This window comes from Paenibacillus jepli (genome assembly GCF_047238105.1).
In the GTDB taxonomy this organism is placed as follows: Bacteria; Bacillota; Bacilli; order Paenibacillales; family Paenibacillaceae; genus Paenibacillus_D.
In genome coordinates this window covers 5838133-5862238 of the sequence record NZ_JBDFMD010000001.1, presented here as the reverse complement: position 1 = coordinate 5862238, position 24106 = coordinate 5838133, and the positions used below count along the sequence as shown (strand labels likewise).

Sequence of the window (24106 nt, the reverse complement as noted above, 5' to 3'; positions counted from 1 at the left end):
AGTAAAGTTTCTTCCGCTGGCTGAAATGACCATTACCAGTTACGAGCTGCTCAGCGCTGCACCGCATCAGGATTAAGATCCTGCCAAACCTTCTTGTTGCTGTAACGGCGGTCCGTACTGATCTCCTGTCCGAACCAGGCTGGCGGCTGGAAGCGCTCCGCTTCCTCCACGCTGGCGAACTCCACCTCCACAACCGTGAGGTCAAGCTGTTCGTACCGGTCGATCTCGAGACGCAACTCCCCAGTGTCCGCGGTGGTGCGGACTTTGATGAGCGGTGTCGTCCCCGACAACCTCATCATCTGCTCGTATATGCCTTCGCTGATCGTATATTCAATCTCCTCCCGGGCAATGCCGAGTCCCCGTTTGAAGGTATGAGTATGAATCATCTCGCCCGAATGAATGTCGGTGATGGCCCGGATCCGCAGCTCCTCGCCGTCATGAATCGCCAGATATGTCTGGGCGATCCGCTGTTCGCTGGCCACTCGCAGAGCCCCGCCAGCAGACAGCTCGTCCGGCAGCCGCTCCAGCAGCCATTTGCGTTCGATTTCCTGTGCCATGATGGTGCTTCCCCTCTCTTCTCCTGGTCATGCTACCATCATACACCGGACCGAAGGCGTCAGTACATATTTTTGCCGTAAAAAATCTCATCCATCTCCGCTTTCAGCGACTCGGTGATCTCCGCCTGCTCCTGCTCGCTAAGCGTATCCTTCGTATAGCCGAAAAGATAATCGTTGAGCTCGAACTTCTTCAGCTTGCACTTCGTATGGAAGATATTCTCCTGATAGACGTTGACGTCGATCATGTCGTACTGCTCGATGACATTGTCGGGAATATAGCTCTGGATCGAGCTGATCTCATGATCAATAAACAGCTTATGGCCGCTGATATCCCGTGTAAAGCCCCTCACCCTGTAGTCCATCGTCATGATGTCGGTATCAAAGGAGTGGATCATATAGTTGAGCGCCTTGAGCGGCGAGATCTCGCCGCAGGTGGACACATCGATGTCGGCACGGAACGTGCTGATGCCTTCGTCCGGATGGTATTCGGGGTACGTATGCACGGTGATATGGCTCTTGTCCAGATGCGCCAGCACCGTCTCCGGCAATGGTCCCGGCGACTCGTCGAAGGATTCGTTGGGCGCCCCGGCGACGGGCCCCTCGGAGACCAGGATCGTCACGCTCGCACCTTGGGGATCATAGTCCTGCTTGGCGATATTGAGCACATGAGCGCCGATGATGTCGGCGACCGCTTTCAGTATATTTGTAAGCCTTTCGGCACTGTATTGTTCATCAATATACTCGATATAGGCTTTCCTCTCGTCCCTGGTCCTCGTATAACAGATGTCGTACATGTTGAAGCTCAGCGATTTGGTAAGATTGTTGAAGCCATGCAGGGTGATCCGCTGCTCCTTGGTTAATTTCATTCAGTCATCGCCTCCTGTCGGGAATGCATGCGTTAGAGTATTTTACCCATCTCCTCCCAATTAAAATCATGGCGGCAGAAATGTAGGTCGGTACGGAAATATGCTATAGTAGCTCTATAGATACTTCAAGCGAAAAAGGAGCATGCGCATGGAAGAGAAGAAAGCAGAGCACTGCAAAATCGTTGTTGCGCTGGATACCATCGTCGGTAAATGGAAACCGATCATCCTGATGCAGCTGGAGTTTGGGGGAACGAAGCGGTTCAATGAGCTGCGGCGGCTGATGCCGGATATTACCCAACGGATGCTAACCCTGCAGCTGCGGGAGCTCGAGGAGCAGGATCTTGTGAAGCGGGTCATCTATCCCCAGGTACCGCCCAAAGTAGAATACTCCCTGACCGAGTACGGCAAGAGCATCATCCCGCTTCTGCACTCGATGCATGAGTGGGGCGCCAAGCATCTGGAGCATATGGAAGCGCGCAATAAGCGTCTATCACAGGAGCAGGTAGGCGAGTAAAAAGGCGGCCCCTGTCCAAAGAGACAGAGGCCGCCTGACACGGGATGCGCCGCAGTTTATTTGAATACTTTGAGGCGGGTCTCCAGCGGTGCAAATTCTTTCTCGCCGGGTTGTGCCTCCTGCTTGCCGAAAGGCATCTGTGCCAGCAGCTTCCAGTTCTCCGGAAGGCCCCACTCTGCCTTGACCTGCTCGTCGATCAGCGGGTTGTAGTGCTGCAGGGATGCGCCGTAGCCTTCCGCCGTCAGAGCGGTCCAGACAACGAATTGCAGCATGCCGCCGGACTGATTGGACCAGATCGGGAAGTTGTCCTGATAGGTCGGGAACTGTTCCTGCAGCCCATTGATCACTTCTTGATCCTCAAAGAACAGGATAGTGCCATAGCCGCTGTCGAAACCGGCCAAGCGCTCTTCGGTCGCAGCAAAGCTGTCCGCAGGCACGATGGCACGCAGCGTTTCTTTGGCGATGTTCCACAGCTTATGGTGATGCTCGCCGAGCAGGATGACGACACGGGAGCTTTGTGAATTAAACGAGGATGGAGTATAGTTAACGGCATCGCCGATGATCTGCTCCAGCTTGTCGTCCCCTATGACTGCCTCGCTGCTGATTGCATAGTAGCTTCTTCTTTGTTTTACCTGTTCCAGAAAAGTATTGCTCACTATCGCCACTCCTTCTCATCTTTAGATTATATAGGCTCAGCTCGAATAGGTTGCCGCCACTGCGGCTGTTCTGATTCACTGCTCGTTCCACTTATTAGTGTTCCGGATACAAGACGTCCCTATACGGAGCGATGCCACTTTCTAATTATGAGCTATAAACCTTTTTAATGTAAGTAGGCACAAATTTGTGAGATAGTATACTTTTAGGTACCGTCATAAGCGGCATTGGCTACTTGCGCTGCCAGTAAAAAATGGCTAGCTGCGTACGGTCCCGCAGCTCCAGCTTGTCGAGGATAATCGTCAGCATATTGCGCACCGTTCCCTGACTCAAGAAGAGCTGCTCGCTGATCTCTTTATTGGACAGTCCCTGCGCCACTCCGTCGACGATCTCGGTCTCCCGCTCCGTCAGTCCTTCGATCGGCTCGGGCCCCGGGGAGATGATCGTCTTGAGCACTTCCGGATCCAGCACCGTTGTCCCGCTGGACAATGCCCGCAGCTGCGCAGCCATATTATCCACTGAGGCCGATTTGATCAGATAACCTTCAGCTCCCGCTTGCAGGGCGAGCCGGATGTTGCTCTCATCCCGGAAGGTTGTCAGCATCATCACCCGGACGGTTGGAAACATCGACTTGATCGCCTTCGTACTGGTGATCCCGTCCATCACGGGCATCTGAATATCCATCAGGACGATATCGGGAGCAAGACGCCGGCACAGCTCGATCGCCTCCTGACCATGGCGGGCCACACCTACAACTTCCAGATCCTCTTCCTTGCCGAGCAGCAGCTTCAGGCTCTGCCCGACCAGCGGATCGTCATCGGCGATCAGCAGCTTCATCACCGCTTACCTCCCCCTCTATAGGAATGACACATACCAGCATGAAACCGTTGTCCCGGCTGACCGACAGGCTGCCTCCATAAGCGCGCGCCCGCAGCTGCAAGCTCTTGAGCCCGCTGCCGGCTGGACCGGAGCTGGCAGCCGTGCCGTTATCCTGGACGAGCAGACGGGCAATTTTCTCCCCCGACTGCACCTCGATCCGGACATAGCTTGCGTTGCTGTGCCGTGCGACATTGGTGAGCGACTCTTTAAGGCATGCCTCCAGCAGTTCCCAGTGATGCGCTTGCATACGCTGCATATCCCCCGTTTTGCTGAAGCTCATCTCGAGCCCCCCGTATTCCTGCACGACCGCCTCCAGCCGCTCGATCCCGATGCGCGTGACAGGTGTCGCGTTGTGTACGGTCTCCCGCAGGCTTGCCGTGCTGCGCTCCAGCCGGCGCTTCACCTCAGAGAGCAGTTTATCCGCTTCCTCCGGTTCCTTGACGTAGTCATAAGCCTGCAGGGCGAGCGTCGCACCCGTCAGATCATGGCCGAGGTGGTCGTGGAGCTGTCTGGCGATGCGGTACCTCTCCATCAGCTCCGCCTGCTGGGCGACAGACCGGCTGGCAGTGAGCAGCTCGCTTTTGACCCGCTCCAGCTCCAGCCGACCCTGCCGCTGCTCGTCCGCTTCCTGCTGGTACCGCTGCCGCTCCCCGAGCATCGTTCGTGAGAAGACGGCGACGAAGAAGGTCACCCCATAATACCACAAGCCTAGCGCTGCGGAGCCCTGCGACAACGGAAGGGCAGCTAACAGCAGCAGCGCAACCGGCCATCGGCCGGCTAAGATCAGCTCCAGCATCGGCAGCGCAAATGCATAGGCAGCCAGCGGGGTCGCAGGCAAGAAGAGGAGACAGATCAATATATCGCCTAACACTGCCCACAGCGAGAGCTTGAACCGCACCCGCAGGCAGACCATAACCAGCAGGAGCAGGATAAGCAGGAAGGAAACGCTCTCCGAATCGCCGACGATCCAGAGGTGGGTCAACATGCCAATCTGAAGAAACCGCCAGATTCGCACAAAAACGATCGGATCCACAGGCAAGCCCCCCTTTGCTTACGATTATCCCGGGTTTATATCCTTATCCTATATTATCTTACTATGAAGGAAGGCCTCGCGGTTAGGAAGTTACAATTGTCATTATTAACGTCCACCTGCACAAACAGCCCCCTGGCCGTCAAGAACCCGGCAGGAGGCTGTTGCATCAGGATATATAAGCCGCTTAATTCCGAATCAGATAATCGAAGGCGCCCAGAGCCGCGTTGGCTCCCGAACCCATGGAAATAATGATCTGTTTGTATGGCGTATTGGTGCAATCGCCTGCAGCGAACAGGCCGGGAAGGCTGGTCGCCCCGTGATTGTCCACGATCAATTCGCCCATCCGGTTCTTATCCACGACATCGCCCAGCCAGTCGGTGTTCGGCACCAGCCCGATCTGTACGAACACGCCCTCGAGTTCGATATGGTGCTCCTCGCCGCTCTCGCGTTCGGCATAGGTGATGCCGTTCACTTTGTCGGTGCCCGTGATCTCTTTGGTCTGGACGTTCTTCAGTACGGTGGTATTAGGCAGGCTGTTCAGACGATCCTGAAGCACGGAGTCCGCTTTGAGCTCCGGGGCAAACTCAAGCAGCGTCACATGGCTGGCGATACCTGCCAGGTCGATTGCCGCTTCGACACCGGAGTTGCCGCCGCCGATGACCGCCACATGCTTGCCTTCAAACAGCGGACCGTCGCAGTGAGGGCAGTATGCGACGCCTTTGTTTTTGAACTCGGCCTCGCCAGGCACGCCGACATTGCGCCAACGGGCACCCGTCGAGAGGATGACGGTCTTGCTTTTCAGCACTGCGCCGTTCTCCAGCTCAACCTCGATCAGATCCTTCTTCTCCAGACGCTTGGCACGCTGCAGCTTCATGATATCGACGTTGTACTCTTTGACGTGCTCTTCCAGGCTTGCCGCGAGCTTCGGTCCCTCCGTATACTTCACGCTGATGAAGTTCTCGATGCCCAGCGTATCCATTACTTGACCGCCGAACTTATCGGCTACGATGCCGGTGCGGATGCCTTTGCGCGCGGCATAGACCGCTGCGCTGGCGCCAGCCGGACCGCCGCCGACAACCAGGACGTCATAAGGCTCCTTGTTCTCGAACTCCGACGCATCCGGCCCGCCGCCGATCTTGGCGACGATCTCCTCGATGCTCATGCGGCCGCCGCCGAAGAACTCGCCGTTCAGGAAGACGGATGGGACAGCCATCACTTCCTTGCTTTCCACCTCATCCTTGAACACTGCGCCGTCGATCATCGTATTGGAGATGCCGGGATTCAGCACGCTCATGACATTGAGCGCCTGGACGACATCCGGACAGTTGTGGCAGCTCAGGCTGACATACGTCTCGAAGCGGTATTCGCCTTTGATCGCTTTAATCTGGTCGATGACGCTCTGGTCCACCTTGGGCGCTCTGCCGCTTACCTGCAGCAGGGCCAGGACGAGTGAAGTGAATTCATGTCCAAGCGGCGTTCCCGCAAAGACAATCCCCGATTCCTCTCCCACCTTGTTCACACTGAAGCTCGGCGTGCGCGGCAGGTCTGCTTTTTCGACGGTAATCCGGGATGTCATCCCGCTCAGCTCGTCGATCAGCTCTTGCATCTCTTCTGAGGACTTGCCCTCGCCCGTGCTGACCTTGAGCACCAGGTCGCTCTCGAGCATCTGGAGATATTGGTTTAATTGTTCTTTGATATCAGCATCCAAAGCCATGGGATCACCTCATCGGATAGATTTTTAAAACGGCCGGAGCGGCACAAGCGGGAATAGCTCAGATCCGCTCGACCTCTCCGGCACGTGGTTGGGACGTTTTCTTTCTTCGTGATCAACAGCGAACTTAGATTTTGCCTACCAGGTCAAGTCCAGGCTTCAGCGTTGCGCCGCCTTCTTGCCACTTGGCCGGGCATACTTCGCCTGGGTTGTTGCGTACGTACTGAGCAGCTTTCACTTTGCCTACCAGCGTGCTGGCGTCGCGGCCGATGCCGCCGGCATTGATCTCTACGGCTTGGACGATGCCGTCCGGATCGATGATGAACGTGCCGCGGTCAGCCAGGCCGTCTTCTTCGATCAGTACGTCAAAGTTGCGGGAGATCGTGTGGGAAGGATCGCCGATCATGATATATTTGATTTTGCCGATCGTCTCGGAGCTGTCATGCCATGCTTTGTGCGTGAAATGCGTATCTGTCGACACGGAATATACCTCTACGCCCAGCGCTTGGAGTGCGTCGTATTGGTCTTGCAGGTCGCCGAGCTCTGTCGGGCATACAAATGTGAAATCCGCCGGATAGAAGCATACAATGCTCCATTTGCCTTTGAAGTTAGCTTCAGTAACTTCGATAAACTGGCCATTCTGGTAAGCTTGGGCTTTAAACGGTGCGACTTCTTTTCCAATCAGAGACATGTGATGGTTCCCTCCTAAAGGTAATTGATTATTAAACTCATTCTAAACTAATATTAATTATCCTCAGTGGGATTGTCAAGTCCTTGTCGCCAAGAACATGTCCCGGTGAGGCCGTCAGCCTATATTTTACACGAATGCTCCCATAAATGCACATGACAAAGCGCACATATCCCGACTGGATTTAATGTCGATGTTCTACTGCTCCCATGAGTCCGGTGTTCACAAGAATCCGCACATAGTCGTCGCTTTATGCATAACCACTTACGATGACCAGGCTTTTGCTGTTTCAATTCGTGCCGCCCTGGGTATATTTCATCAGATCTTGTTGGAGAAAAATATGGGAAGGATTGAATCATTTTGCAAACAAAAAGGTCCGCCTGCAAGAGCCACTATATATTTGTATGCCTGCTCGTCGCGATGGTCTTGCTCGCAGGATGCACCAGCAACGTCTCGCCCGGTGGCGGTACCGATAACGGCGGACACTATCAGCCTGCCGAACCCGGAAGCGTCAATCTGGAGCGGCTTCAGGGGATGTATTACGGGTTCAGCCCCGACTTTGACGGATCAGAATGCGGGGGCATGTGCTGGAATATCATCACCTTCCTGCCGGACCAGCAGGTTGTACTGGACGCCCCGCCCTCAGGCGGTCCCGAGACGATCGATTGCGGCGAAGGCATCTGCCAATCTTATACGATCGAGAACGGGGAACTGATTCTGGAGGATGGCGAGACCCGCAGCATCGAGGTTGCAGGCGGCCTCCTAGTTATCGACGAAGTCGAGTTGGCGCCTGTGCAGCCGGTAGAAGATAATCTGACCTTGGATCAGGAGTATGAGCATCAGGGCTTCAGCGGTCTGGCGGGGATCTCAGCTGGATCGACTTCCTGGCGAGAGACGATCACCTTTAAGCCCGACGGCACCTACGAGAGCAGCGACCTGATGATCGGCTCCGTAGCCGGCGGCGCACCGACCACTGGCGCGGCTGGCGGGGATTCCAGCGGCACCTACCGGATCAGCGGCAATACGATTGAGCTGACCGATAGCAGCGGGGACGTCTCGCGTGCGCTTTTCTTCATCCATGACGACGATGACAGCATCCAGATCGGCGACAGTAATTTTATGATCGAGTAACGCCGCTTGATCGCTTGAAGCAGCCAATCGAAAAGTAAAAAGGTGCCGGTATAGGCGGTTTGCGGAACGAGAGGATCCTTTTCAGGAAGTAAGGCAGGTAATGAAAGGGCTCGTGAACTCCCGTAAAAAATACGTAACGCGCACCTTCGTCTTGTCCTAGACCGGGAACGCACAAGCTGGAGCCAAAGAATCCCCCTTTGTACCACGGCTCGCCCGTACGGGCATCCAACACTTCCTCTGGATCCGTACTCCACTCTTCTCTGTTGCCGCTTGGCGTATCGGATTTTAAAATCCACAGTTTTTGATCCGGATAGGAAGGATTACCGTACAGATTAGGGCTTGTGCTCACAAGCATCTCGTACCCGTCTGATGTCTTGGTAACATAAGCATGCGCGATGCTGACCTGTTGCGAGAAAAAGAGCAGCGGCTCCGACCAACCGTTGATGCCGTCTTCACTTTCGATATAATAGATCTCATCCTGCTGCCTGATTCCCTTGACGGCCTCTTTTTGGTTGGCTCGGTACCACATCCGCCACTTCCCGTCCGCATAGACAACTTTTGGTCCAAGCGCATTCGGGTTGCGGTCTGTCCCGGTGACGACCGGTTCCGGATGCCGGCTCCAGCCGTTCGGTCCTTTCTCCAAGAAACCGATGGAGAAAGGACTCGTATTGCTCAAGGGGCTTTTGGACTGTCGACCGGTATAATAGATGCGGCTGCAAGGTACGACAACTCCTTGGCTGTTTGTTGCCCTTCCCTCGACATAACAAGGCTCATGGAGCCCGTAGCCGTCCCATTCTTGTTTGCTTGGTTGCGGTATAAGCGGACGGGCCTGGGCAGGCTGACCGGGCTCATGCGTGATGGCCCACTTCGCATCGCTGTCTAGCGACTCTCCCATTGGCAGGCTGGCACTGAACAGATTGTTCTTGAAACTTTTTTGAAAACCGCCAAAAAACATCCACCACTGCTCGCCAATCTTATGAACATTTGGATCGCCGGCACCCAATAGATTCGTTATCGGCCGGTAGCCGTCCAACATACCGAAAATCATTTCCGGTCTCATCCTATGTCGCCTCCTTGACGATCAAGACGGTCTGTAAGCTCGGAAGCCAGCCAATCCAGCCATTCCATCTCCATCCGATAATGGGCCCCCAGCAGCCGGAGGTTAGCCCGCTTTCCCAAAGTCTCCGGCCTATCGCGAGCATCGCCAGTGGAAGGAATTTTCTCCAGGAAATGAGCCACCCAATCGTACCGTTTCTTCACCTGAATTAAGGCCTCATCCGGAGGCAGCAACTCGATAAACGCAATCGGGATGCTATAGTCGAACTTCACAAGCTCTTGGGAAGCCAGTCCCTCGTATACCATCGCTTCCAGTTTGTCCTTGCCGGCGGTAGTCAAGGTATAGACCTTCTGGGAGGGCATGTTCCCATCCTGATGTGTATTGGCTTCAATCCAGCCCTTGTCGGCCATGCGCTGCAAAGCAAGGTAGATGGATTTCCGACTAACATTGGCCCAGTAGCGCATTTTGCGCTCCTCCATTGCTTGATCCAGTTGGTACCCATAACGGTAGCCTTCATTGAGCATACCTAGTACCATACATTCTACATAAGACATATGTGGGCGCTCCTTGTCGTATATTAGTGTAACATATACTAGTGTATGTTACACTAATGATCGATATTTCTCAAGAACCTCTCTAGGCTCTCGAGAAAATAAGCTTCCTAAAGCCCTCTCGCCCGCACCATCTCCGCGAATGCCCGGAAAGCTGCCGGCGCGAACCGACACTCCCGCCGAACCAGCCGAACCGCTGCGTGTCTGTAGCCCTCCGGGATCGATACGGCACGCAGGCTTTCATACCCTCCCTGCAGCACAGAGGCGGGCAGCAATGTCGAAGCCAAGCCCGACCGGACGCAGCTAAGCAGCGTCTCCAGCGAGCTGACTTCGATCAGCTGCCTGATCTCCACCCCTTCGCTGTGCAGCCACTTCTCCAGTACAGCCCGGTATGGACAGCCACGCGGCGAGACCGCCCACGTTAACCCCGATAACTCCAATGTGCGGCCCGCCTCCGACTGACTCAGCCACTTGAGCTCGTCTTGCTGCTCATACTCCACCGATAGTCCGGCAGACGCCGGATCTCCCGAGAGAAAAGCGCCGTCCAGGCGGTAGTCCAGTACCTGCTCTAGCAGCTCCGGCGACTGCCCGGTGACCAGCGATAACGCCACTTGCGGGTACTGCTGCTGGAATGCGGACAGGATTCCCATAAAATTGCCGCAAGTAACCGTCTCCACAACGCCGATCCGCAGGTTCCCGCCCGGCATGTCTGGCTCCCGAACGGCGTCGACCGCATCCTCAGCCAGCCGGACGATCTGGACGGCGTACTCCCTGAAGGCATTGCCCCGCTCCGTCAGTTCCACCCCTTTGGGCAGACGGCGGAACAAGCTGGTGCCCAGTTCCTCCTCCAGCTTTCGCAGCCTTGCGGTCACATTGGACTGGACATAACCAAGCTGCTCCGCCGCCCGTGAGATCGTGCCTTGCTCAGCAATGCTCAAAAATATGCGAAGGTCGGTCAGTTCCATCAAATACTCTCCTTGCTATCACTTTTCGTGATATCAATATGATTTCTAATCATTATACATACTCCCCAGCGAACGATACAATAGGCCCATCCCAACATATTGGATAGGAGGCATCTTTCATGTCAAACGCAGTATCTCCCAAAACTGTTCTTATTCTCGTCGGCAGTCCCCGCCGCAGCGGCAACTCGGCGGCTATGGCCGAGGCTGCAAGGAAAGGCGTCGAAGCCGCAGGCCACCAGGCCAAGCTCCGCTATATCGATGACTACATTGAATCCTTCCTGCGGGACTGCCGGAGCTGCCGCCTGCCGAGTGGCGATTGCTCGATTACCGACCGGTTTCAGGAGCTTTTCAAAAACGACTTCCTGCCTGCCGATGGCGTCATCTTTAGCACGCCATTGTACTGGTACGGTGTATCCGCGCAGATCAAAGCGTTTTTCGACCGCACCTTCTGCTACTATGCCGCTTCATATCCCGACGCTGCCCAGGTGACTGCCCGGATGTCCCGCAAGCGGCTGGCGCTGACGATCGCATCGGAGGAGACGTATCCCGGCGCCGCGCTCGGCGTGATCCATCAGCTGCAGGAATACACCCGTTACACGTACTCCGAGCTGGTCGGCGTCGTCCGCGGCATCGGCAACAGCAGAGGGGAGGTTGCCGGCGATCCCGGCTCGCCGCTCGATGCTGCGGAGCGGCTGGGCTACCGTTTTTTTGATGCCAGCTATTCCGATTACCATTTCGATTCACCCCGGGATCCCAGAGTATGGCAGCAGCCATAAGTCGGTGTCCGAAGCAAGCCGCCCTTTCCTGTCCCATGCGGACGGAAGGGGCGGCTTTTTGACATGGATAGGGATGTTACGGCAGGTCTATTGTTCACCCGACTTCTCGTGGTAGAATGGATAGTGGGAAGGAGGTCAGCAATGACCATGGAAAACAACGAAAACGAAAACAAAGCTAGTGAAAACAAACCTAATGAAAACCCTGTAAAAGAGAAAACAGAAGAAGAAAAGAAACGCGAAGAAGAAGCCAAAAAAATCATTGTTGCGGTACACAACCGTTCGCTCCAGATGCTGCAGGGGGATTTTGACGCCTATAAGGTCGAAGGCCAGATCATCAACCATCCGAACTTCGGCCCGATGTTCGTCTATCGGCTCAAAGAGAACGAAGGCGACAAGGAGTATGCGTGCGGCTTCTTTATGAATGAAATGCTGAAGAAGCATCAGGAAGCCGGACGAGCCGGCCAATGGCTCGCTTCTTTCTATATCGATATGATCGCTGAGGGCGTCAGCCGGCCGCTGCTCAAGCCCCCTTCCAATAAAGAAGAGGCAAAAAAGGTGCTCGATGAACATATCGTGCCGCACTGTGCCCGTTCCGTCCAGGAAGAATTCGGCACCGAGGCCAAGGTTGGCTTCAACATGCACAAGCAGGCCGGGCCTGTACTCGAAGCGGGCTTCCCGCACCTCAAGGACGGCAACAACGCTTGCGCGATGCCGCTGCAGTTCTTGCTCACGCTACATCTGATGAACCGCGATCCGTCTGAACCGCTGATCAACGGGCTGTACAAGATTCAAGAAGAATACGAGGCCAAGCAACAGGCCTAAAATTCCTTGGCAAAGGAGTTGTCGCACGAATGGAGTATATCACACTTGGCCGTACCGGGCTGGAAGTCTCCCGGCTGTGCCTCGGCTGCATGAGCTACGGCGTTTCCGAGCGGGGCACGCATCCCTGGACGATGGATGAATCAAGCAGCCGTCCGTTTTTCAAGCAGGCGCTGGAGCTGGGGATCAACTTTTTTGATACCGCCAATGTGTATTCGGATGGGACAAGCGAGGAATTCGTAGGCCGTGCGCTGAAAGAACTGACTCGCCGCGACGACGTTGTCATCGCCACCAAGGTCAACGGACGTATGCGCCCAGGCCCAAATGGCGCCGGGCTCTCCCGTAAAGCCATCTTGAGCGAGATCGATCATAGCCTGCAGCGTCTGGGTACCGAATACGTCGATCTGTACCAGATCCATCGTTTCGATCCCCATACCCCCATCGAAGAAACGATGGAAGCGCTGCACGATGTCGTAAAGGCAGGCAAGGCCCGCTATATCGGCGCTTCCTCGATGTATGCCTGGCAGTTCCTCAAGATGCAGCATGCGGCCGAACAGAACGGCTGGACACGATTCATCTCTATGCAGAACTACGTCAATCTGCTCTACCGTGAGGAAGAGCGGGAGATGCTGCCGCTCTGCAAGGCTGACGGGATCGGCGTCATTCCGTGGAGTCCGCTGGCCAGAGGACGCCTGACCCGGGATTGGGACGAGCATAGTGCGCGCTCCGAGACCGACGAGTTCGGCAAGACCCTCTATGCCCATACGGTGGATGCCGATCGCAGTGTCATCGAGCGGGTGGCAGAGATCGCCGCCGAGCGGGGTGTCCCCAGAGCTCAGGTCGCGCTCGCATGGGTACTCCAGAAGGACGGGATCACCTCACCGATCGTCGGCGCTACCAAGCTTCACCATCTCGAGGATGCCGTGGCGGCCCTCAGCCTGGGCTTAACCATGGAGGAGATTGCCAGGCTGGAAGAGCCTTATGTGCCTCATCCCGTGCTGGGCTTCAACTGAATATAGCGCAGACAAGCCGCCCTCCATTCTACAAGAGAGCGGCTTGTTCCTTAAGATAACCCTAATTTAGCTGCCGGACCTGGCTAGCCGAAAGCCGAGATCGTCAATGCGAAACGTCGGATGACTGCGGCGCCGGCAGGTCGCTCCGCAGCCCCTGGCTTCCTCCGCCCAACTGCCGCCGCGGAATACGCGATAAGTTCCATATACTTCGGTATCATACAGATCCCAGCACCACTCCCACACATTGCCGAGCATATCATGGAGACCCCACGGATTCGGCTGCTTGCGACCTGCCTCCTGGATCCTGCCGTCGGCGTTATCCCGGTACCAAGCGATCTCATCGAGCTCGCCATATTGATATGCCGTCGTTCCCGCCCTGCAGGCATATTGCCATTCCGCTTCCGTAGGCAGACGATAACCATCCGCAGTCCAATCACAGTAGACTCGCTCGCCTTCATCGGTGAATGAATAGCATGGCTGCAGGCCCGACCTGCGAGACAGCAGATTGCAGAAGGCAATCGCGTCATGCCAAGACACCTCTACTACCGGTGCCAGAGCAGGAGACTGAACTGCTGCAGCCGGCAGCATGATCGAGTTGTACAACTCATTTGTTACAGGAACCGGTGCCAGCAGAAAGGAAGGGATCGTTTCCGTCCAAGTTGTCTTTTTACGATCATCCCTCATGTGAATCTCCCCTGCCGGGATCCTTATCATCGGATATGCTTCATCGGTAGCTTGTGCGTCGGACACCTATCTTCCTCCCATTGGTTTGATCGCTAGAACGCACCAAGCTTGTCAATCGCTTCTTGCTCGGTTGGTACAAATAAGAACTGCCGCCCCTGATTGCACTCATAGATGAAATCACGTAGGCTTTTGCTCGTGAGCTCCGAGAAATCCCCGACGATTGCCAGCTTGGTCCCGTAATTCGTGAACTTCTGCAAAATATCGCCTGCCACTCGGGTCGACAAATCAAAAAAGCGTTCGCTGAACAAAGCTTGCGGGATCACCATCCGGGTGCAGTCAGTCTCATAATGAACCGACGCCATCAGATCCAGGGCCGTCTGCACATCGTCGATGACATCCGGCCAACTGCGGACAACCGCGACCGGCGCCCCGTCTGTGTCTATCTTAACAACCTCCATTTTTCGCTCCTCCCTTATCTCCTTCATCCTTCATGAAACGCTGCACATAGGCCTCGCCGATATAGCGGTTATCCCCGCCCCCGGGGGCCGGCACCTGGGCTGTCCGGAAAAAGCTAAGCCCTACGACCATCGCAAACAACCCGTAAGCTGCACCGTAGCTGTCCTCAACTTGCATCTGGCCCGTCTGCTTGCCGTATTCGAGAATTCTGGCAATGCCCTGCAGGTCTGCCGTATAGCTCTTGGCTACGACGTCCTGAAGCGAGGGATCGACCATCGCTTTGGAGAAAAACTGCACGAACAGCCGGCCCTGCTGTGCAAACGGGATCGTCATCGCTGCGGGGCCATCCGCAGCGGACACCTGGATCTCGCCATCCTCCTCTTCGTCATCGGTTGGCAGGATGTGCTGAAGAGTGACCTCCAGCATCTGGGCTGCCGTCATCGAACCGTTTATCTCGGATTGGATCTTCACACCAAAGTAAGCCATAAACGCCCGAAAGGCCTGGATCGTCAGTTCGTCCTTATTCTTGAAATAATACGTCACCACCCCTTTAGAGCAGCCAGCCTGCTCGGCCACCTTATCCAGCGTCATGCCATCCATGCCGAAGCGGCTGATGCAGGTCAGAGCGGCGTTGATGACCTCCGCCCGTCGTTTGGGCTCCATGCCAAGCTTGGGCACGCTTCCGCCTCCTTTTTTTATACTGACCAGTCGGAATAAATAAAGATTAACGGAAGCCCGCCTATATGTCAATTACCGGTCGCGCAGGACCGTCAAATACATGAGCATCAGTCCCAGAAGCAATACCGTACTGATACCGCCCACGACCTGGACACCGGTCATAAAGGCTTCCCTAGCAGCGGCCAACATCTCGTGGCCAGGCAGTGCGGCAGCTACAGACACCGCACCGGCCAGCGTGTCTCGGGCCGCTGCGGCCGCCTCCGGCAGCATCTCATCGGGGACCTGGTCTGCCATGATCAGCCGATACACCGTCGTCCCTACCGTACCAAGAACGGCAATGCCTAGCGCCATGCCGAGCTCGCTGCTCATCTCGGACAACGAAGAGGCCGCGCCCGTCTTCTCCGGCGGGGCAGAGGCGATGACCAGGTCCGTGCTCAGCACCATGAGCGGGCTAAGCCCAAACATGATCAGGATGCTTCCGCTCACCATCGTCTCCAGGCCTGGCAGTCCAAACCAAACTGCCGCATTGAAGGAGAGATACCCGATACTCGCGACCAGCAAGCCTCCCGCGATCAGCCGGCCGGTGCCGGCTCGGCGCGCCAGCGCCGGCGTCGCCAGCGCGCCGATAATATTGGCCGCCGCATACGGGATCATCCACAGTCCCGCTTGAAGCGGGGAGAGCCCTTCCACCAGCTGCAGATATTGGGCAAAAAACAGGACGAACCCGCCAAGGGTAAGAACGGCTGCCAGCAGGCCGATCAGCGCGCCATTAAAGGTACGATTGCGGAACAGCCCCAGGTCCAGCAACGGCGCACGGACGGCGCGCTGCCGCTGCACAAAGATAATTCCCGCCCCCAGTCCGAGAGCAACCGCGATAAACGGTCCTGCGCCAAAACCATAGGTTGCCATCTCTTTCAGTCCGTATACCGTGCAGAGAATCGCAACCAGCGACAGCAGGACACTGGGCAGATCCAGCTTGCCCGCGTCGCGGTCACGGTACTCCGGCAGCAGGAAGGGTCCGGTCGCCAGGAGGAGGAGCATCACCGGCACCCCGAGCAGGAAAACCGCTCCCCACCAGAACCACTCGAGCATGATGCCGCCGACCAGAGGACCGATCGCCCCACCTGCCGAAAAGCAGCTGAGCCACACGGCGATAGCGATCCCCCGTTGTCTGGGCTGGCTGAACATGTTGCTGATGAGAGACAGGGTAGAAGGCATCAGGGTAGCGCCGGCGATGCCCAGCAGTCCCCGGGTGATGATCAGCATCTCTGAGCTGACGGCAAACGCCGCGGCAATCGAACACAGTCCAAATGCACCTGCTCCGATCAGCAGCAATCGTTTGCGGCCGATCCGGTCGCCCAGCGTGCCCATCGTCACCAGAAAACCCGCAATCATAAAACCATAGCTGTCCAAAATCCATAACTGCTGCGTACTGGAAGGCCGCAAATCCGCCACCACATGGGGCAGGGCCAGATGCAGCACGGAAAAATCCAGCGCCAATAATAGCGTCGCCAAAGCGAGTACTGTGAGGCCGAGCCATTCCTTTACCCCGGCTGCTTCCGGCTTCTGTGCACTGCGATGCTGTTCCATGACAAGCTCCACCTCTTCATCGATCGTGATGAATCTATCCTAGCGGATTTAGTTGTCGATGAAATCCAGCGAATGTCTGAGCCCGAGACTACGACAATAGTCGTAGAACCGGCAGCGCCGTGTACTTGGAGTCCTCAGTCGAACCACTTGTTGCGCAGCGCGTGAACGGCCGCTTTGGTCCGGTCCTGCAGCTCCAGCTTGCCCAATATGGAGGTGATGTGCGTTTTGACCGTCTTCTCGGTAATAAACAGCTGCGCGGCGATTTCTTTGTTGCTGTGACCCAGGGTGATAAGATACAGCACTTCCCTCTCCTTGGGCGTCAACTGCTCCAAGGCCGCTTCCTCCTGCCGATTACCCGTCGCGTTTAGGACCAGCTGCTGCGTAACTTCGGGATGAAAGGTGCTGTTTCCTGCCACCGCTGCCCGGATCGTGTCCGCCAGCACCTTGGGCTCGACATCCTTTAACTGATACCCGATCGCGCCTTCCCGGATGGCAGGCAATACCGATTCGCGGTCCGAGAAGCTGGTCAGCATGATGACCTTGATGTTCGGATACTGGCGGGTGATTTGCCTTGTCGCTTCGATCCCGTCCATGACGGGCATCTGGATATCCATGAGCACCACATCCGGCGCAAGCCGGGCGATCAAGGCCAATGCCTCTTGGCCGTTGCCGGCCTGGCCGACGATCTGCATATCGTCTTGGGCGCCCAGGAAATAATGCAGCCCGCGCAGCACAACGAGATGATCATCCACCAGCAGCACTTTGATGGCCATCACGTTTCTCCTCCTCCCTGCGCCGATGGGACTTTGGCGATGATCTTCGTCCCCTGCCCCTCCGCGCTATGAATCTCCAGCGTGCCCTGCAGCCGCTCTACCCGCTCCTTCATGCTGGTCAAGCCCAGCGATCCCTGAGGAGGCTTGGAAGGGTCAAAGCCGCATCCCTTGTCGGTGATGCGCAGCACAGCCTGCCCTGCAACTTCGAACAGCTCCACTTCGACCTTGTCCGTACCTGCGTGCTTCCTGACGTTGTTGAGCGCTTCTTGGCCGACGCGCCACAGCGCCTCCCCGAGCTCCGGTGCCAACCCAGGCAAGCTTCCAGCAACATGTACCCCTCCCAGTCCGAGTTGCTCCGCATAGCTTCGCAGTTGTACTGCCATATCTATGACGGCATCGCCCTCGGAACGAAGCGCCCAGATCAATTCCTTCATCTCGGTCAGCGCCTGTTGCGCGAGATCTCCCAGCTCCCCCAACCCCTCGGCCAACTCACCGTCTTGCGGCTGCAGCCTAAGCCTGAGACCTTGTGCGATGAGAGAGAGCGAGAACAGCTTTTGATTGACCGAATCGTGCAGATCGCGGGATAACCGGCCCCTCTCTTCTTCGAGCACGAGCTGTCTGTTTTCCTCATAGAGGCGTACATTGTCGATAGCCAGCGCCACATGCTCCGCCAGATCGTGGAAAATCTCGGTCTCGCAATCATCAAAGGGCGCTTCGCTCCTGCCAAGCACCAGGATGCCGACAACCGATTGACGATTCAGTAAAGGAAGCGCCAGCAAATGAAGCTGCTTATCGGCAGGTTGAAGGACAGGGAAACTTACAGGCTGCCTTTGATGTTGGCCGGCTTGCTGCTGCCTTGCTGCCAGGAGGATAGGATCTGTGGAAGCGGACAGCTTCATCATATCGATGGTCTGATCCACCAGGCAGAGCTCTCCTTGCCGATAGAGAGTGTCCAGATGAAGAAGGTCCCCATGTCTTAGGATGATGGCTACTGTATGCCAGCCAAAAGAACGGCCGATCTGCCGGGCAAACGTCCGCAGCAGCTCGCTCACCTCCGTAATCCGCCAAGCGCTGCGGATGACGGCGCCGATCGTTGCATAGTAGGTTGACACCCGCTTCTCCTGTTCGTACAAATCCATGCCCGCACCTCCGCTTCAGTCAGCCGCAAGCAAGATGCGGCCTGAGCCTGCTCAATCGAAATAACGGCTAATCCTAGCGATCAGCCGTCATAAGATGTCGTACGTTCATACAAGGGATTACTTCGACTCCATAACGGCAAAGTAATGATCTTCATCGTCGGCGAAGTTGAAGACGCGGCCGGATGGCAGTGTAACCAGCTCACCAACGGTAACCCCTTGCTCGGTCAGACGCTGATACAATCCGTCGAGATCCTCTGAGAAAAACATGAGCGAAGGCGTGTCGAGATTAAGCTCCGGCGACATCGCCGCCACGACGGCTTTATTGTGCAGGACGATCGATGTAGCCGCGCCCTTGGGAGCCACTTCGATCCACCGCATCCCTTCGCTGTCTTCCTCAGAGACGACTTCAAAACCCAGCTTTTCCGTCCAGAAGGTACGGGCTGCGTCCTGATCGTCGACGTACAACATGATTTGACCGACTTTGCTGATCATGCGTCATTCAACTCCTTTGCGTCCATGCGCGTGATAGGCCAAGCTGTATCCAGTATAGCACGCCCATCTGGCCGATAGTTATCTATTGTTGGGCAGGCATCGCTTCCCCCTGTCCAAGCTCGCCGGCCAGCCTCTCCAGGTCCGCCTTCGTGACCGACGGAATGAGCGCCGGCGAGCGTTCCAGCGCGGTCGCGCTTTGTGTGCGGGCCTCCTCCATTTTGCCGAGCTGCTGCAGCGTCAGGGCATAATAATAATAGGATTCCGCGTACTTGGGCGACTTCTCCATCACCTTGACATACATCTGCTCGGCCTCCTCGTAGCGTCCCAGCAGATAATAGGTCTGGGCCAGATTGTCCCGGATCGTCTGATCCTCACCATTGTACTCATAGGCTTCGAGATTGAAGGCCAGCGCTTCCTCAAGCTGTCCGCTTAACAGCTTAAGATATCCAAGGTTCCCGTACACCATCGTCGTCTTGAACGACTGGAACACATTCTCCAGCAGCTCCAGCGCCTCCGCCCGCTTGTCCTGGAGCCAAAAGACCGTCGCGAGGTTAATCTTGATCTGCATGATGTCTTCGCGCTCGCCTGACTTGCGCAGCCCTTCCCGCAACACCTGCTCCGCCCGTTCCAGCTCGCCCTCCTTCATCAGCACATAGCCGTACTGGATAAACTGACGCGGGTGTGCTGACGGCTGACGGGTCGTCTTCTCCAGCAGAGCCAGCGCTTTGCCCTTCTGCCCTCGCGTATACGCCACATTGGCTTTCATCGCATACAACGCGAAGCGGTTGCTATAATATACATATCCCACCAGCAGTGCCACAGCTGCAATGCCTGCTACCCAGTTTACGCTGAAAGCAGCGCCGATGACGATCACTACTGCGACCAGTTTGATGATTCCCCAGACGATCTTTGGCATTCTCGTATCTCTCCCCTTAGCTCACGCTGCACAAGCGATCATGATATTCTCATTCGATTATATCATTAGCCCGGCACGAAAGGGAGCGATCTTCTACAGGAGACGAGGGCCGCATTTACCAAGAACGCCTCGACACTTGAAGGTCCTCGCTTCCTATCCGAAATAATCAAGCAGCGCTTGGCGGAACACTTTGGCCGGTGTGTTCAGCACCCGGTCCCGGTGCCGCAGCAGGCCGTGAGTCAAGGTCACTGGCTGAGACATCGGCAGAAGCGCTGCCACACCTTCAGCAAGCTCCCGCGCCATGGCGGCTTCCGGCAAGTACGCAATCCCCATCCCGCCGGTAATCAGTTGGCGGATTAGCTCCGTGCTGGAAAATTCCGCTTGCCGGTTCTCTGCCGGCAAGCCCATCTCAGTCAGGATCTTGTAGCCATCGGTTTGATACAGGCACCGTGGACCGAAGCCGATCATTTGGACGCCGTTCAACTGATTCCATCCTTGTGTTGCGATGGTGCGGGCCAGCTCCGCAGAACCTACGAGCACCATCTTCTCCTCGATCAACGGATCGAAGAGCAGTTCTTCGCGCCCCGGATCCTTCGGCACTATGCCAAAGTCGATCGAGTGGGACAATACTTGTTCCACGATATCGCCTTGAAATCCGGTTTCGAGATAGATCGAAGTCTCCGGGTAGCGGCTGAGAAACGGTGGGATAAAGCCGGTCAAGCGGGTTACGCAAAATGTTTCCAAAGCGCGAACGGATACCGCTCCCCGGGGATGCTCTAAGCTGTGAAGCGCTTCTCCCAGAGACTGCCCCAACTGGGCGAATTGGCGTGCGTAAATGGTTAACTTGTCTCCAGCTTCGGTCGTTTTCACGCCTCTGGGCAGACGGTGAAACAGCTTCTGTCCGCAGCTTTGCTCCAATAGTTGAATGTGTGAGGTGACGGTCGATTGCACGTATCCAAGCTTGGCCGCCGCTCCGCTAATCGTCCCTTCATCCCGCACGGCTAGAAAAGTCACCAGAAAACGACCATCCAATCGTTCAAGCATCGCAACTCCTCCATGTATCGGATTATTCGATGGCAAACATCGAAACCTTTCGTTATTCAGATGGATGGAACCATGATAGCATAGGAATTGCCTGAGGTAAACGATAAAAGAATGGAGTGAGAAACATGAAAAAAGCAGGTTTCCGATTGGGAATTTATGTGTTCAAGGATGCCGAGATCATCGATTACGCAGCGCCTTACGGCGTGTTCTCAGTGGCCCGGCGAATGGATCCCGAGCTTGATGTTTTTCTGGTGGCGGACGCGCTGCGTCCGGTTCAGACTCAAGCGGGCTTGACGGTGCTTCCCAGTTATAGCTTCCAGGATGAGCCGGACATGGACGCGTTTCTCATTCCCGGCGGCTTTGGGACCCGGCAGGAAATGCACAATGGCCGTCTGCACCGCTTCATCCAAACGCTGCCGGATGCGTGCTTATTGACTAGCGTGTGTACCGGATCGTGGATCTATGGAAAGATGGGCTTGCTTGATGGCATTGCCGCGACCAACCGCAAGGAACCTGACCGCTTGGAAGCGTCGCAAGCGGGCAAAGTGCCGATTGAACGGTTGGCTGAGATCGCGCCAGCCTGCCGGATCAGCCGCGCCCGTGTAGTGGACAGCGGTCGGATCATCACCGCAGGAGGCATCTCTTCCGGGATGGAACTCGCTTTCCATCTTCTTGAGCGCGCCGGCTACGACCATGCGTTTATTGCGGATACCGCCCGTATTATGGAGTACCATCAAGCATACGAGCTGTACCGGTCGGATCTTGAGCGAGCTGCCGAGCGGGTGTAACTCTTGATGATGGCAGAGGCACATGTGTATCATGAGGGCGAATTGGCTGTGCAGCGGCGAACCGGCGAAGAAGCGGCGGCACGCCAGAACGGGCGTACGATAAGAAATGAACTTCCGGCGGGAGCAGTGAGGCTCTTTCAAGATCAAACATTCGCCATCGTCAGTTCGACCGATAAGCTGGGAAAAGTATGGTGCTCTTGTATTACAGGAGAGCCAGGCTTTATCCGAGTGATTGATGCCCAGACAATCCAACTCACGGCGGGACCGGTGGAGGGTGATCCCTTCCTCCCTAACGTGAAGCTCCAGCCCGAGATCGGGATACTGGTCATTGATTTACTAAAGAAACGTCGAGTGAGGATGAATGGACAGGGAATGTTGGATGCCAATCACCACCTAATTGTTAAGGTAGAGCAAGCATACGGCAATTGCCCGAAGTATATTCAGAAGCGGACATGTGAGGAAGGGAGCTCCATGCTGCGCTTGCCAGGGATCTCAACCCGAGAGAGATTCCTTAGCGGGGCGCAGCGAGAATGGATCAGGAATGCGGATACGTTCTTTATCGGCAGTGCGCATGCATCGGGCAAGGCTGACGCATCACATCGCGGTGGAAGTCCCGGTTTTGTGCAGATGGAGGATGAACGGGTATTAATATTCCCTGACTATGTCGGCAATTCCATGTACAACACCCTAGGCAATATTCACACTAACCCGCAAACCGGCTTGTTGTTTATGGATTTTACTAACGGACACACATTGCAGCTTACGGGGCGATCCGCCATCATCTGGGATCAAGAAGCGGAAGCACTGATTCCATCCGCCGAACGGCTGGTACGGTTTGAACTGGAAGAAGTTTTATTCACCCAGAATCTCACGAAGATTCGCTGGGAGTCAGTCTGATAAATCGTTGAAAGGGAGAATGACATGCAATCAAACAATAAATTCGTCATCATTATTCAAGCGAACGAACAAGACGTAGGCAAGGCTGTGCACGGTTTGCTTTATGGGCAGGAACTGCATGAGACTGGCTATGAGGTCGAGATCGTATTTGACGGGTTGGGTACGGAGTGGCCGGAACGCTTTGGCCAGTCCGAGCATCCCTTCCATCCGCTCTTCAAGCAAGTAATGAAAGCCGGTATCGTTAAGGGAGGCTGCGAAGCTTGCGCTGGATTTTTCGAGCAGCATGAGGACTTAGTGAAGTCCGGTATTCCACTTGTTGGGAAAGAAACGGCCAACGGCCACCTTCCATTCGCGGAATATATCCGCAACGGGTATCAGCCGATCATAATGTAAGGTACTAAACTCAAATTATTAATGAACAATGGGGCAATTTCTCACTAAATTGTCCCCATGTCCCCGTTGGTCTGATAATGACGCATCACCTCTTCGGCTCGCTGACGGATATTCTCGATGATCGCTGCCGGCTCGACGACCTTGGCATCTGTACCCAGGCGGAAGAAGTAGTCACTCACATACGCCGTCTCGCTGACATCAATCTCGGTATCGATAATACCCTCATCTTCTCCGGATAGCGTCAGATGAGGCTCCAGCCACGGCTCGCTCCGGCAGTGTCGGATGCCTTGCCGGGTCAATCGCACATAAAGGCGGATCGGCTCAGTCGCCTCATTCCTCTCCTGTCCGTCCAGCCATTCCCGCAGGCTCACCGAGACGTGCTGCGTCTGTCCGGTAACGGCAACTGCCCGGATGCGGTCTACCCGGTACTGCCGCACGGACCGCTTCTTGATATCGAGTGCCGGCATATACCATAACCCGTCATATGCGTAGACGCCGATTGGCTTAACTTCTTTTTCCTTATCTCCGGTTCCGGAATCATAAGTCATCCTTACAACTTTGTCCTCCAGCGCGGCATCGAGGATGTCCATGAGATAGGGAGACGGTACGCTTCGTTTGCGATGCCAGAACAAAAGCACCTTTGCCAGTCGATCGATTTTGGCCTTGGTGTCTTCCGGGAGATTGGCTGCCAATTTGTGTGCTGCAGTCTGAACATTCAGTTGGAACGGCAAGGACTCGTAATAGGCAAGTGATTGAAAAGCAAAAAAAATCGCAAACGCCTCCTGCTCGTCAAACAAGACGGGCGGCAGCGTCCTAGCATCCAGCACCCGATAACCGCCATGCCTGCCCTGTTCCGTATAAATCGGTACGCCCATCTCGCCTAGCTCCAGCAAGTAACGGTGGGCGGTCCTAACCGATACGCCCAATTCATAGGCCACCTCCTGGGCCGTAAAGCTCCGCTTCGCGTTGATATACATAATAAGATCAAATAGCAGTTTTGATTTTGACACCCATACTCACCTCATAACATGACAGATCTTGA

General features: G+C 55.7%; 28 protein-coding genes. 8 read left to right on the top strand and 20 right to left on the bottom strand.

All coding sequences use genetic code 11. The features are described 5' to 3' along the window. Positions 1 to 50: 50 nt before the first annotated feature. Both ABC336_RS24525 and speD read right to left on the bottom strand, forming a co-directional pair. Positions 51 to 557: a CYTH domain-containing protein gene (locus ABC336_RS24525; RefSeq protein ID WP_413241155.1), complete on the bottom strand. Its 507-nt coding sequence runs from the start codon at positions 555 to 557 to the stop codon at positions 51 to 53. 59 nt (positions 558 to 616) lie between these two features. Then, the gene (gene speD, locus ABC336_RS24520; RefSeq protein WP_413241154.1) at positions 617 to 1423 is read right to left on the bottom strand and encodes an adenosylmethionine decarboxylase; all 807 of its coding nucleotides are present in this window, start codon (positions 1421 to 1423) and stop codon (positions 617 to 619) included. 148 nt (positions 1424 to 1571) lie between these two features. Here speD and ABC336_RS24515 point away from each other — a divergent pair, with 148 nt between their 5' ends. After that, positions 1572 to 1937 (top strand): winged helix-turn-helix transcriptional regulator, encoded by a 366-nt coding sequence (locus tag ABC336_RS24515; protein ID WP_413241153.1) that lies wholly within the window; start codon positions 1572 to 1574, stop codon positions 1935 to 1937. 56 nt (positions 1938 to 1993) lie between these two features. Here ABC336_RS24515 and ABC336_RS24510 read toward each other — a convergent pair whose 3' ends face one another. From ABC336_RS24510 to ahpC, 5 genes are all read right to left on the bottom strand, one after another. Then, positions 1994 to 2593 carry a nitroreductase family protein gene (locus ABC336_RS24510; protein ID WP_413241152.1) on the bottom strand — a complete coding sequence of 200 codons (600 nt, stop codon included), beginning with the start codon at positions 2591 to 2593 and terminating at the stop codon, positions 1994 to 1996. Positions 2594 to 2822: 229 nt separating this feature from the next. After that, positions 2823 to 3428, bottom strand: a complete 606-nt coding sequence (locus tag ABC336_RS24505; protein WP_413241151.1) for a response regulator transcription factor — start codon at positions 3426 to 3428, stop codon at positions 2823 to 2825. After that, entirely contained in the window at positions 3406 to 4503 is a 1098-nt protein-coding gene (locus ABC336_RS24500) for a sensor histidine kinase (RefSeq protein ID WP_413241150.1), read from the bottom strand. Before ABC336_RS24500 ends, ABC336_RS24505 begins: the two co-directional genes overlap by 23 nt. Before the next feature lie 184 nt (positions 4504 to 4687). Further along, the gene (gene ahpF, locus ABC336_RS24495; RefSeq protein WP_413241149.1) at positions 4688 to 6217 is read right to left on the bottom strand and encodes an alkyl hydroperoxide reductase subunit F; all 1530 of its coding nucleotides are present in this window, start codon (positions 6215 to 6217) and stop codon (positions 4688 to 4690) included. 124 nt (positions 6218 to 6341) lie between these two features. Continuing rightward, the gene (gene ahpC / locus ABC336_RS24490; protein WP_413241148.1) at positions 6342 to 6905 is read right to left on the bottom strand and encodes an alkyl hydroperoxide reductase subunit C; all 564 of its coding nucleotides are present in this window, start codon (positions 6903 to 6905) and stop codon (positions 6342 to 6344) included. A 357-nt stretch (positions 6906 to 7262) separates the two neighbouring features. Between ahpC and ABC336_RS24485 the strand changes: the two genes are divergently transcribed. Beyond that, positions 7263 to 8033: a hypothetical protein gene (locus ABC336_RS24485; protein WP_413241147.1), complete on the top strand. Its 771-nt coding sequence runs from the start codon at positions 7263 to 7265 to the stop codon at positions 8031 to 8033. On the opposite strand, the gene ABC336_RS24480 is transcribed toward ABC336_RS24485, so the two are convergent. The 3 genes from ABC336_RS24480 to ABC336_RS24470 all read right to left on the bottom strand — a co-directional run bounded on the left by ABC336_RS24480 (position 8020) and on the right by ABC336_RS24470 (position 10606). Beyond that, positions 8020 to 9093, bottom strand: coding sequence for a hypothetical protein (locus tag ABC336_RS24480; RefSeq protein ID WP_413241146.1), 1074 nt, complete (start codon positions 9091 to 9093; stop codon positions 8020 to 8022). The genes ABC336_RS24485 and ABC336_RS24480 overlap by 14 nt on opposite strands. Continuing rightward, positions 9090 to 9644 (bottom strand): PadR family transcriptional regulator, encoded by a 555-nt coding sequence (locus ABC336_RS24475; RefSeq protein WP_413241145.1) that lies wholly within the window; start codon positions 9642 to 9644, stop codon positions 9090 to 9092. Before ABC336_RS24475 ends, ABC336_RS24480 begins: the two co-directional genes overlap by 4 nt. Before the next feature lie 107 nt (positions 9645 to 9751). Further along, the gene (locus tag ABC336_RS24470; protein WP_413241144.1) at positions 9752 to 10606 is read right to left on the bottom strand and encodes a LysR family transcriptional regulator; all 855 of its coding nucleotides are present in this window, start codon (positions 10604 to 10606) and stop codon (positions 9752 to 9754) included. Positions 10607 to 10725: 119 nt separating this feature from the next. On the opposite strand from ABC336_RS24470, the gene ABC336_RS24465 reads away from it, so the two are divergent. The 3 genes from ABC336_RS24465 (at position 10726) to ABC336_RS24455 (ending at position 13214) form a co-directional block, all read left to right on the top strand. Continuing rightward, on the top strand, positions 10726 to 11382 hold the full coding sequence (locus ABC336_RS24465) for a flavodoxin family protein (protein WP_413241143.1): 657 nt from the start codon (positions 10726 to 10728) through the stop codon (positions 11380 to 11382). A gap of 141 nt (positions 11383 to 11523) precedes the next feature. Continuing rightward, entirely contained in the window at positions 11524 to 12204 is a 681-nt protein-coding gene (locus ABC336_RS24460) for a hypothetical protein (protein ID WP_413241142.1), read from the top strand. 29 nt (positions 12205 to 12233) lie between these two features. Beyond that, positions 12234 to 13214 carry an aldo/keto reductase gene (locus ABC336_RS24455; protein ID WP_413241141.1) on the top strand — a complete coding sequence of 327 codons (981 nt, stop codon included), beginning with the start codon at positions 12234 to 12236 and terminating at the stop codon, positions 13212 to 13214. A 66-nt stretch (positions 13215 to 13280) separates the two neighbouring features. On the opposite strand, the gene ABC336_RS24450 is transcribed toward ABC336_RS24455, so the two are convergent. From ABC336_RS24450 to ABC336_RS24410, 9 genes are all read right to left on the bottom strand, one after another. Beyond that, positions 13281 to 13928: a formylglycine-generating enzyme family protein gene (locus ABC336_RS24450; RefSeq protein WP_413242593.1), complete on the bottom strand. Its 648-nt coding sequence runs from the start codon at positions 13926 to 13928 to the stop codon at positions 13281 to 13283. A gap of 62 nt (positions 13929 to 13990) precedes the next feature. Beyond that, positions 13991 to 14356 (bottom strand): DUF4180 domain-containing protein, encoded by a 366-nt coding sequence (locus tag ABC336_RS24445; protein ID WP_413241140.1) that lies wholly within the window; start codon positions 14354 to 14356, stop codon positions 13991 to 13993. After that, positions 14343 to 15032: a TetR/AcrR family transcriptional regulator gene (locus tag ABC336_RS24440; protein WP_413241139.1), complete on the bottom strand. Its 690-nt coding sequence runs from the start codon at positions 15030 to 15032 to the stop codon at positions 14343 to 14345. Before ABC336_RS24440 ends, ABC336_RS24445 begins: the two co-directional genes overlap by 14 nt. 72 nt (positions 15033 to 15104) lie before the next feature. Then, complete coding sequence (locus ABC336_RS24435) at positions 15105 to 16622, bottom strand: MFS transporter (protein ID WP_413241138.1); 1518 nt, start codon at positions 16620 to 16622, stop codon at positions 15105 to 15107. 134 nt (positions 16623 to 16756) lie between these two features. Further along, positions 16757 to 17395: a response regulator gene (locus ABC336_RS24430; protein WP_413242592.1), complete on the bottom strand. Its 639-nt coding sequence runs from the start codon at positions 17393 to 17395 to the stop codon at positions 16757 to 16759. Next, entirely contained in the window at positions 17395 to 18534 is a 1140-nt protein-coding gene (locus ABC336_RS24425; protein WP_413241137.1) for a GAF domain-containing sensor histidine kinase, read from the bottom strand. The genes ABC336_RS24430 and ABC336_RS24425 overlap by 1 nt, the downstream gene beginning before the upstream one ends. 117 nt (positions 18535 to 18651) lie before the next feature. After that, positions 18652 to 19026 carry a VOC family protein gene (locus tag ABC336_RS24420; RefSeq protein WP_413241136.1) on the bottom strand — a complete coding sequence of 125 codons (375 nt, stop codon included), beginning with the start codon at positions 19024 to 19026 and terminating at the stop codon, positions 18652 to 18654. Between the two features lie 82 nt (positions 19027 to 19108). Continuing rightward, complete coding sequence (locus ABC336_RS24415; RefSeq protein WP_413241135.1) at positions 19109 to 19942, bottom strand: tetratricopeptide repeat protein; 834 nt, start codon at positions 19940 to 19942, stop codon at positions 19109 to 19111. Between the two features lie 153 nt (positions 19943 to 20095). Continuing rightward, entirely contained in the window at positions 20096 to 20986 is an 891-nt protein-coding gene (locus ABC336_RS24410; protein ID WP_413241134.1) for a LysR family transcriptional regulator, read from the bottom strand. 125 nt (positions 20987 to 21111) lie between these two features. Here ABC336_RS24410 and ABC336_RS24405 point away from each other — a divergent pair, with 125 nt between their 5' ends. The 3 genes from ABC336_RS24405 to ABC336_RS24395 are packed head-to-tail and all read left to right on the top strand — an operon-like array spanning position 21112 to position 23064. After that, the gene (locus ABC336_RS24405; RefSeq protein ID WP_413241133.1) at positions 21112 to 21774 is read left to right on the top strand and encodes a DJ-1/PfpI family protein; all 663 of its coding nucleotides are present in this window, start codon (positions 21112 to 21114) and stop codon (positions 21772 to 21774) included. A gap of 6 nt (positions 21775 to 21780) precedes the next feature. Continuing rightward, a complete protein-coding gene (locus ABC336_RS24400) occupies positions 21781 to 22671 on the top strand; it encodes a pyridoxamine 5'-phosphate oxidase family protein (RefSeq protein ID WP_413241132.1) in 891 nt (296 codons plus the stop codon). A 24-nt stretch (positions 22672 to 22695) separates the two neighbouring features. Beyond that, positions 22696 to 23064, top strand: a complete 369-nt coding sequence (locus tag ABC336_RS24395) for a hypothetical protein (RefSeq protein ID WP_413241131.1) — start codon at positions 22696 to 22698, stop codon at positions 23062 to 23064. Between the two features lie 44 nt (positions 23065 to 23108). On the opposite strand, the gene ABC336_RS24390 is transcribed toward ABC336_RS24395, so the two are convergent. Beyond that, positions 23109 to 24074 (bottom strand): helix-turn-helix transcriptional regulator, encoded by a 966-nt coding sequence (locus tag ABC336_RS24390; RefSeq protein ID WP_413241130.1) that lies wholly within the window; start codon positions 24072 to 24074, stop codon positions 23109 to 23111. Between the last annotated feature and the right edge of the window lie 32 nt (positions 24075 to 24106).

What these genes read in the sequence shown, in the direction of transcription:
- ABC336_RS24525 (WP_413241155.1), bottom strand. Translation starts at nt 557, where the DNA reads ATGGCACAGGAAATCGAACGCAAATGGCTGCTGGAGCGGCTGCCGGAC.
- speD (WP_413241154.1), bottom strand. Translation starts at nt 1,423, where the DNA reads ATGAAATTAACCAAGGAGCAGCGGATCACCCTGCATGGCTTCAACAAT.
- ABC336_RS24515 (WP_413241153.1), top strand. Translation starts at nt 1,572, where the DNA reads ATGGAAGAGAAGAAAGCAGAGCACTGCAAAATCGTTGTTGCGCTGGAT.
- ABC336_RS24505 (WP_413241151.1), bottom strand. Translation starts at nt 3,428, where the DNA reads ATGAAGCTGCTGATCGCCGATGACGATCCGCTGGTCGGGCAGAGCCTG.
- ahpF (WP_413241149.1), bottom strand. Translation starts at nt 6,217, where the DNA reads ATGGCTTTGGATGCTGATATCAAAGAACAATTAAACCAATATCTCCAG.
- ahpC (WP_413241148.1), bottom strand. Translation starts at nt 6,905, where the DNA reads ATGTCTCTGATTGGAAAAGAAGTCGCACCGTTTAAAGCCCAAGCTTAC.
- ABC336_RS24480 (WP_413241146.1), bottom strand. Translation starts at nt 9,093, where the DNA reads ATGAGACCGGAAATGATTTTCGGTATGTTGGACGGCTACCGGCCGATA.
- ABC336_RS24475 (WP_413241145.1), bottom strand. Translation starts at nt 9,644, where the DNA reads ATGTCTTATGTAGAATGTATGGTACTAGGTATGCTCAATGAAGGCTAC.
- ABC336_RS24470 (WP_413241144.1), bottom strand. Translation starts at nt 10,606, where the DNA reads ATGGAACTGACCGACCTTCGCATATTTTTGAGCATTGCTGAGCAAGGC.
- ABC336_RS24465 (WP_413241143.1), top strand. Translation starts at nt 10,726, where the DNA reads ATGTCAAACGCAGTATCTCCCAAAACTGTTCTTATTCTCGTCGGCAGT.
- ABC336_RS24460 (WP_413241142.1), top strand. Translation starts at nt 11,524, where the DNA reads ATGACCATGGAAAACAACGAAAACGAAAACAAAGCTAGTGAAAACAAA.
- ABC336_RS24455 (WP_413241141.1), top strand. Translation starts at nt 12,234, where the DNA reads ATGGAGTATATCACACTTGGCCGTACCGGGCTGGAAGTCTCCCGGCTG.
- ABC336_RS24450 (WP_413242593.1), bottom strand. Translation starts at nt 13,928, where the DNA reads ATGATAAGGATCCCGGCAGGGGAGATTCACATGAGGGATGATCGTAAA.
- ABC336_RS24445 (WP_413241140.1), bottom strand. Translation starts at nt 14,356, where the DNA reads ATGGAGGTTGTTAAGATAGACACAGACGGGGCGCCGGTCGCGGTTGTC.
- ABC336_RS24435 (WP_413241138.1), bottom strand. Translation starts at nt 16,622, where the DNA reads ATGGAACAGCATCGCAGTGCACAGAAGCCGGAAGCAGCCGGGGTAAAG.
- ABC336_RS24430 (WP_413242592.1), bottom strand. Translation starts at nt 17,395, where the DNA reads ATGGCCATCAAAGTGCTGCTGGTGGATGATCATCTCGTTGTGCTGCGC.
- ABC336_RS24425 (WP_413241137.1), bottom strand. Translation starts at nt 18,534, where the DNA reads ATGGATTTGTACGAACAGGAGAAGCGGGTGTCAACCTACTATGCAACG.
- ABC336_RS24420 (WP_413241136.1), bottom strand. Translation starts at nt 19,026, where the DNA reads ATGATCAGCAAAGTCGGTCAAATCATGTTGTACGTCGACGATCAGGAC.
- ABC336_RS24415 (WP_413241135.1), bottom strand. Translation starts at nt 19,942, where the DNA reads ATGCCAAAGATCGTCTGGGGAATCATCAAACTGGTCGCAGTAGTGATC.
- ABC336_RS24410 (WP_413241134.1), bottom strand. Translation starts at nt 20,986, where the DNA reads ATGCTTGAACGATTGGATGGTCGTTTTCTGGTGACTTTTCTAGCCGTG.
- ABC336_RS24405 (WP_413241133.1), top strand. Translation starts at nt 21,112, where the DNA reads ATGAAAAAAGCAGGTTTCCGATTGGGAATTTATGTGTTCAAGGATGCC.
- ABC336_RS24400 (WP_413241132.1), top strand. Translation starts at nt 21,781, where the DNA reads ATGATGGCAGAGGCACATGTGTATCATGAGGGCGAATTGGCTGTGCAG.
- ABC336_RS24395 (WP_413241131.1), top strand. Translation starts at nt 22,696, where the DNA reads ATGCAATCAAACAATAAATTCGTCATCATTATTCAAGCGAACGAACAA.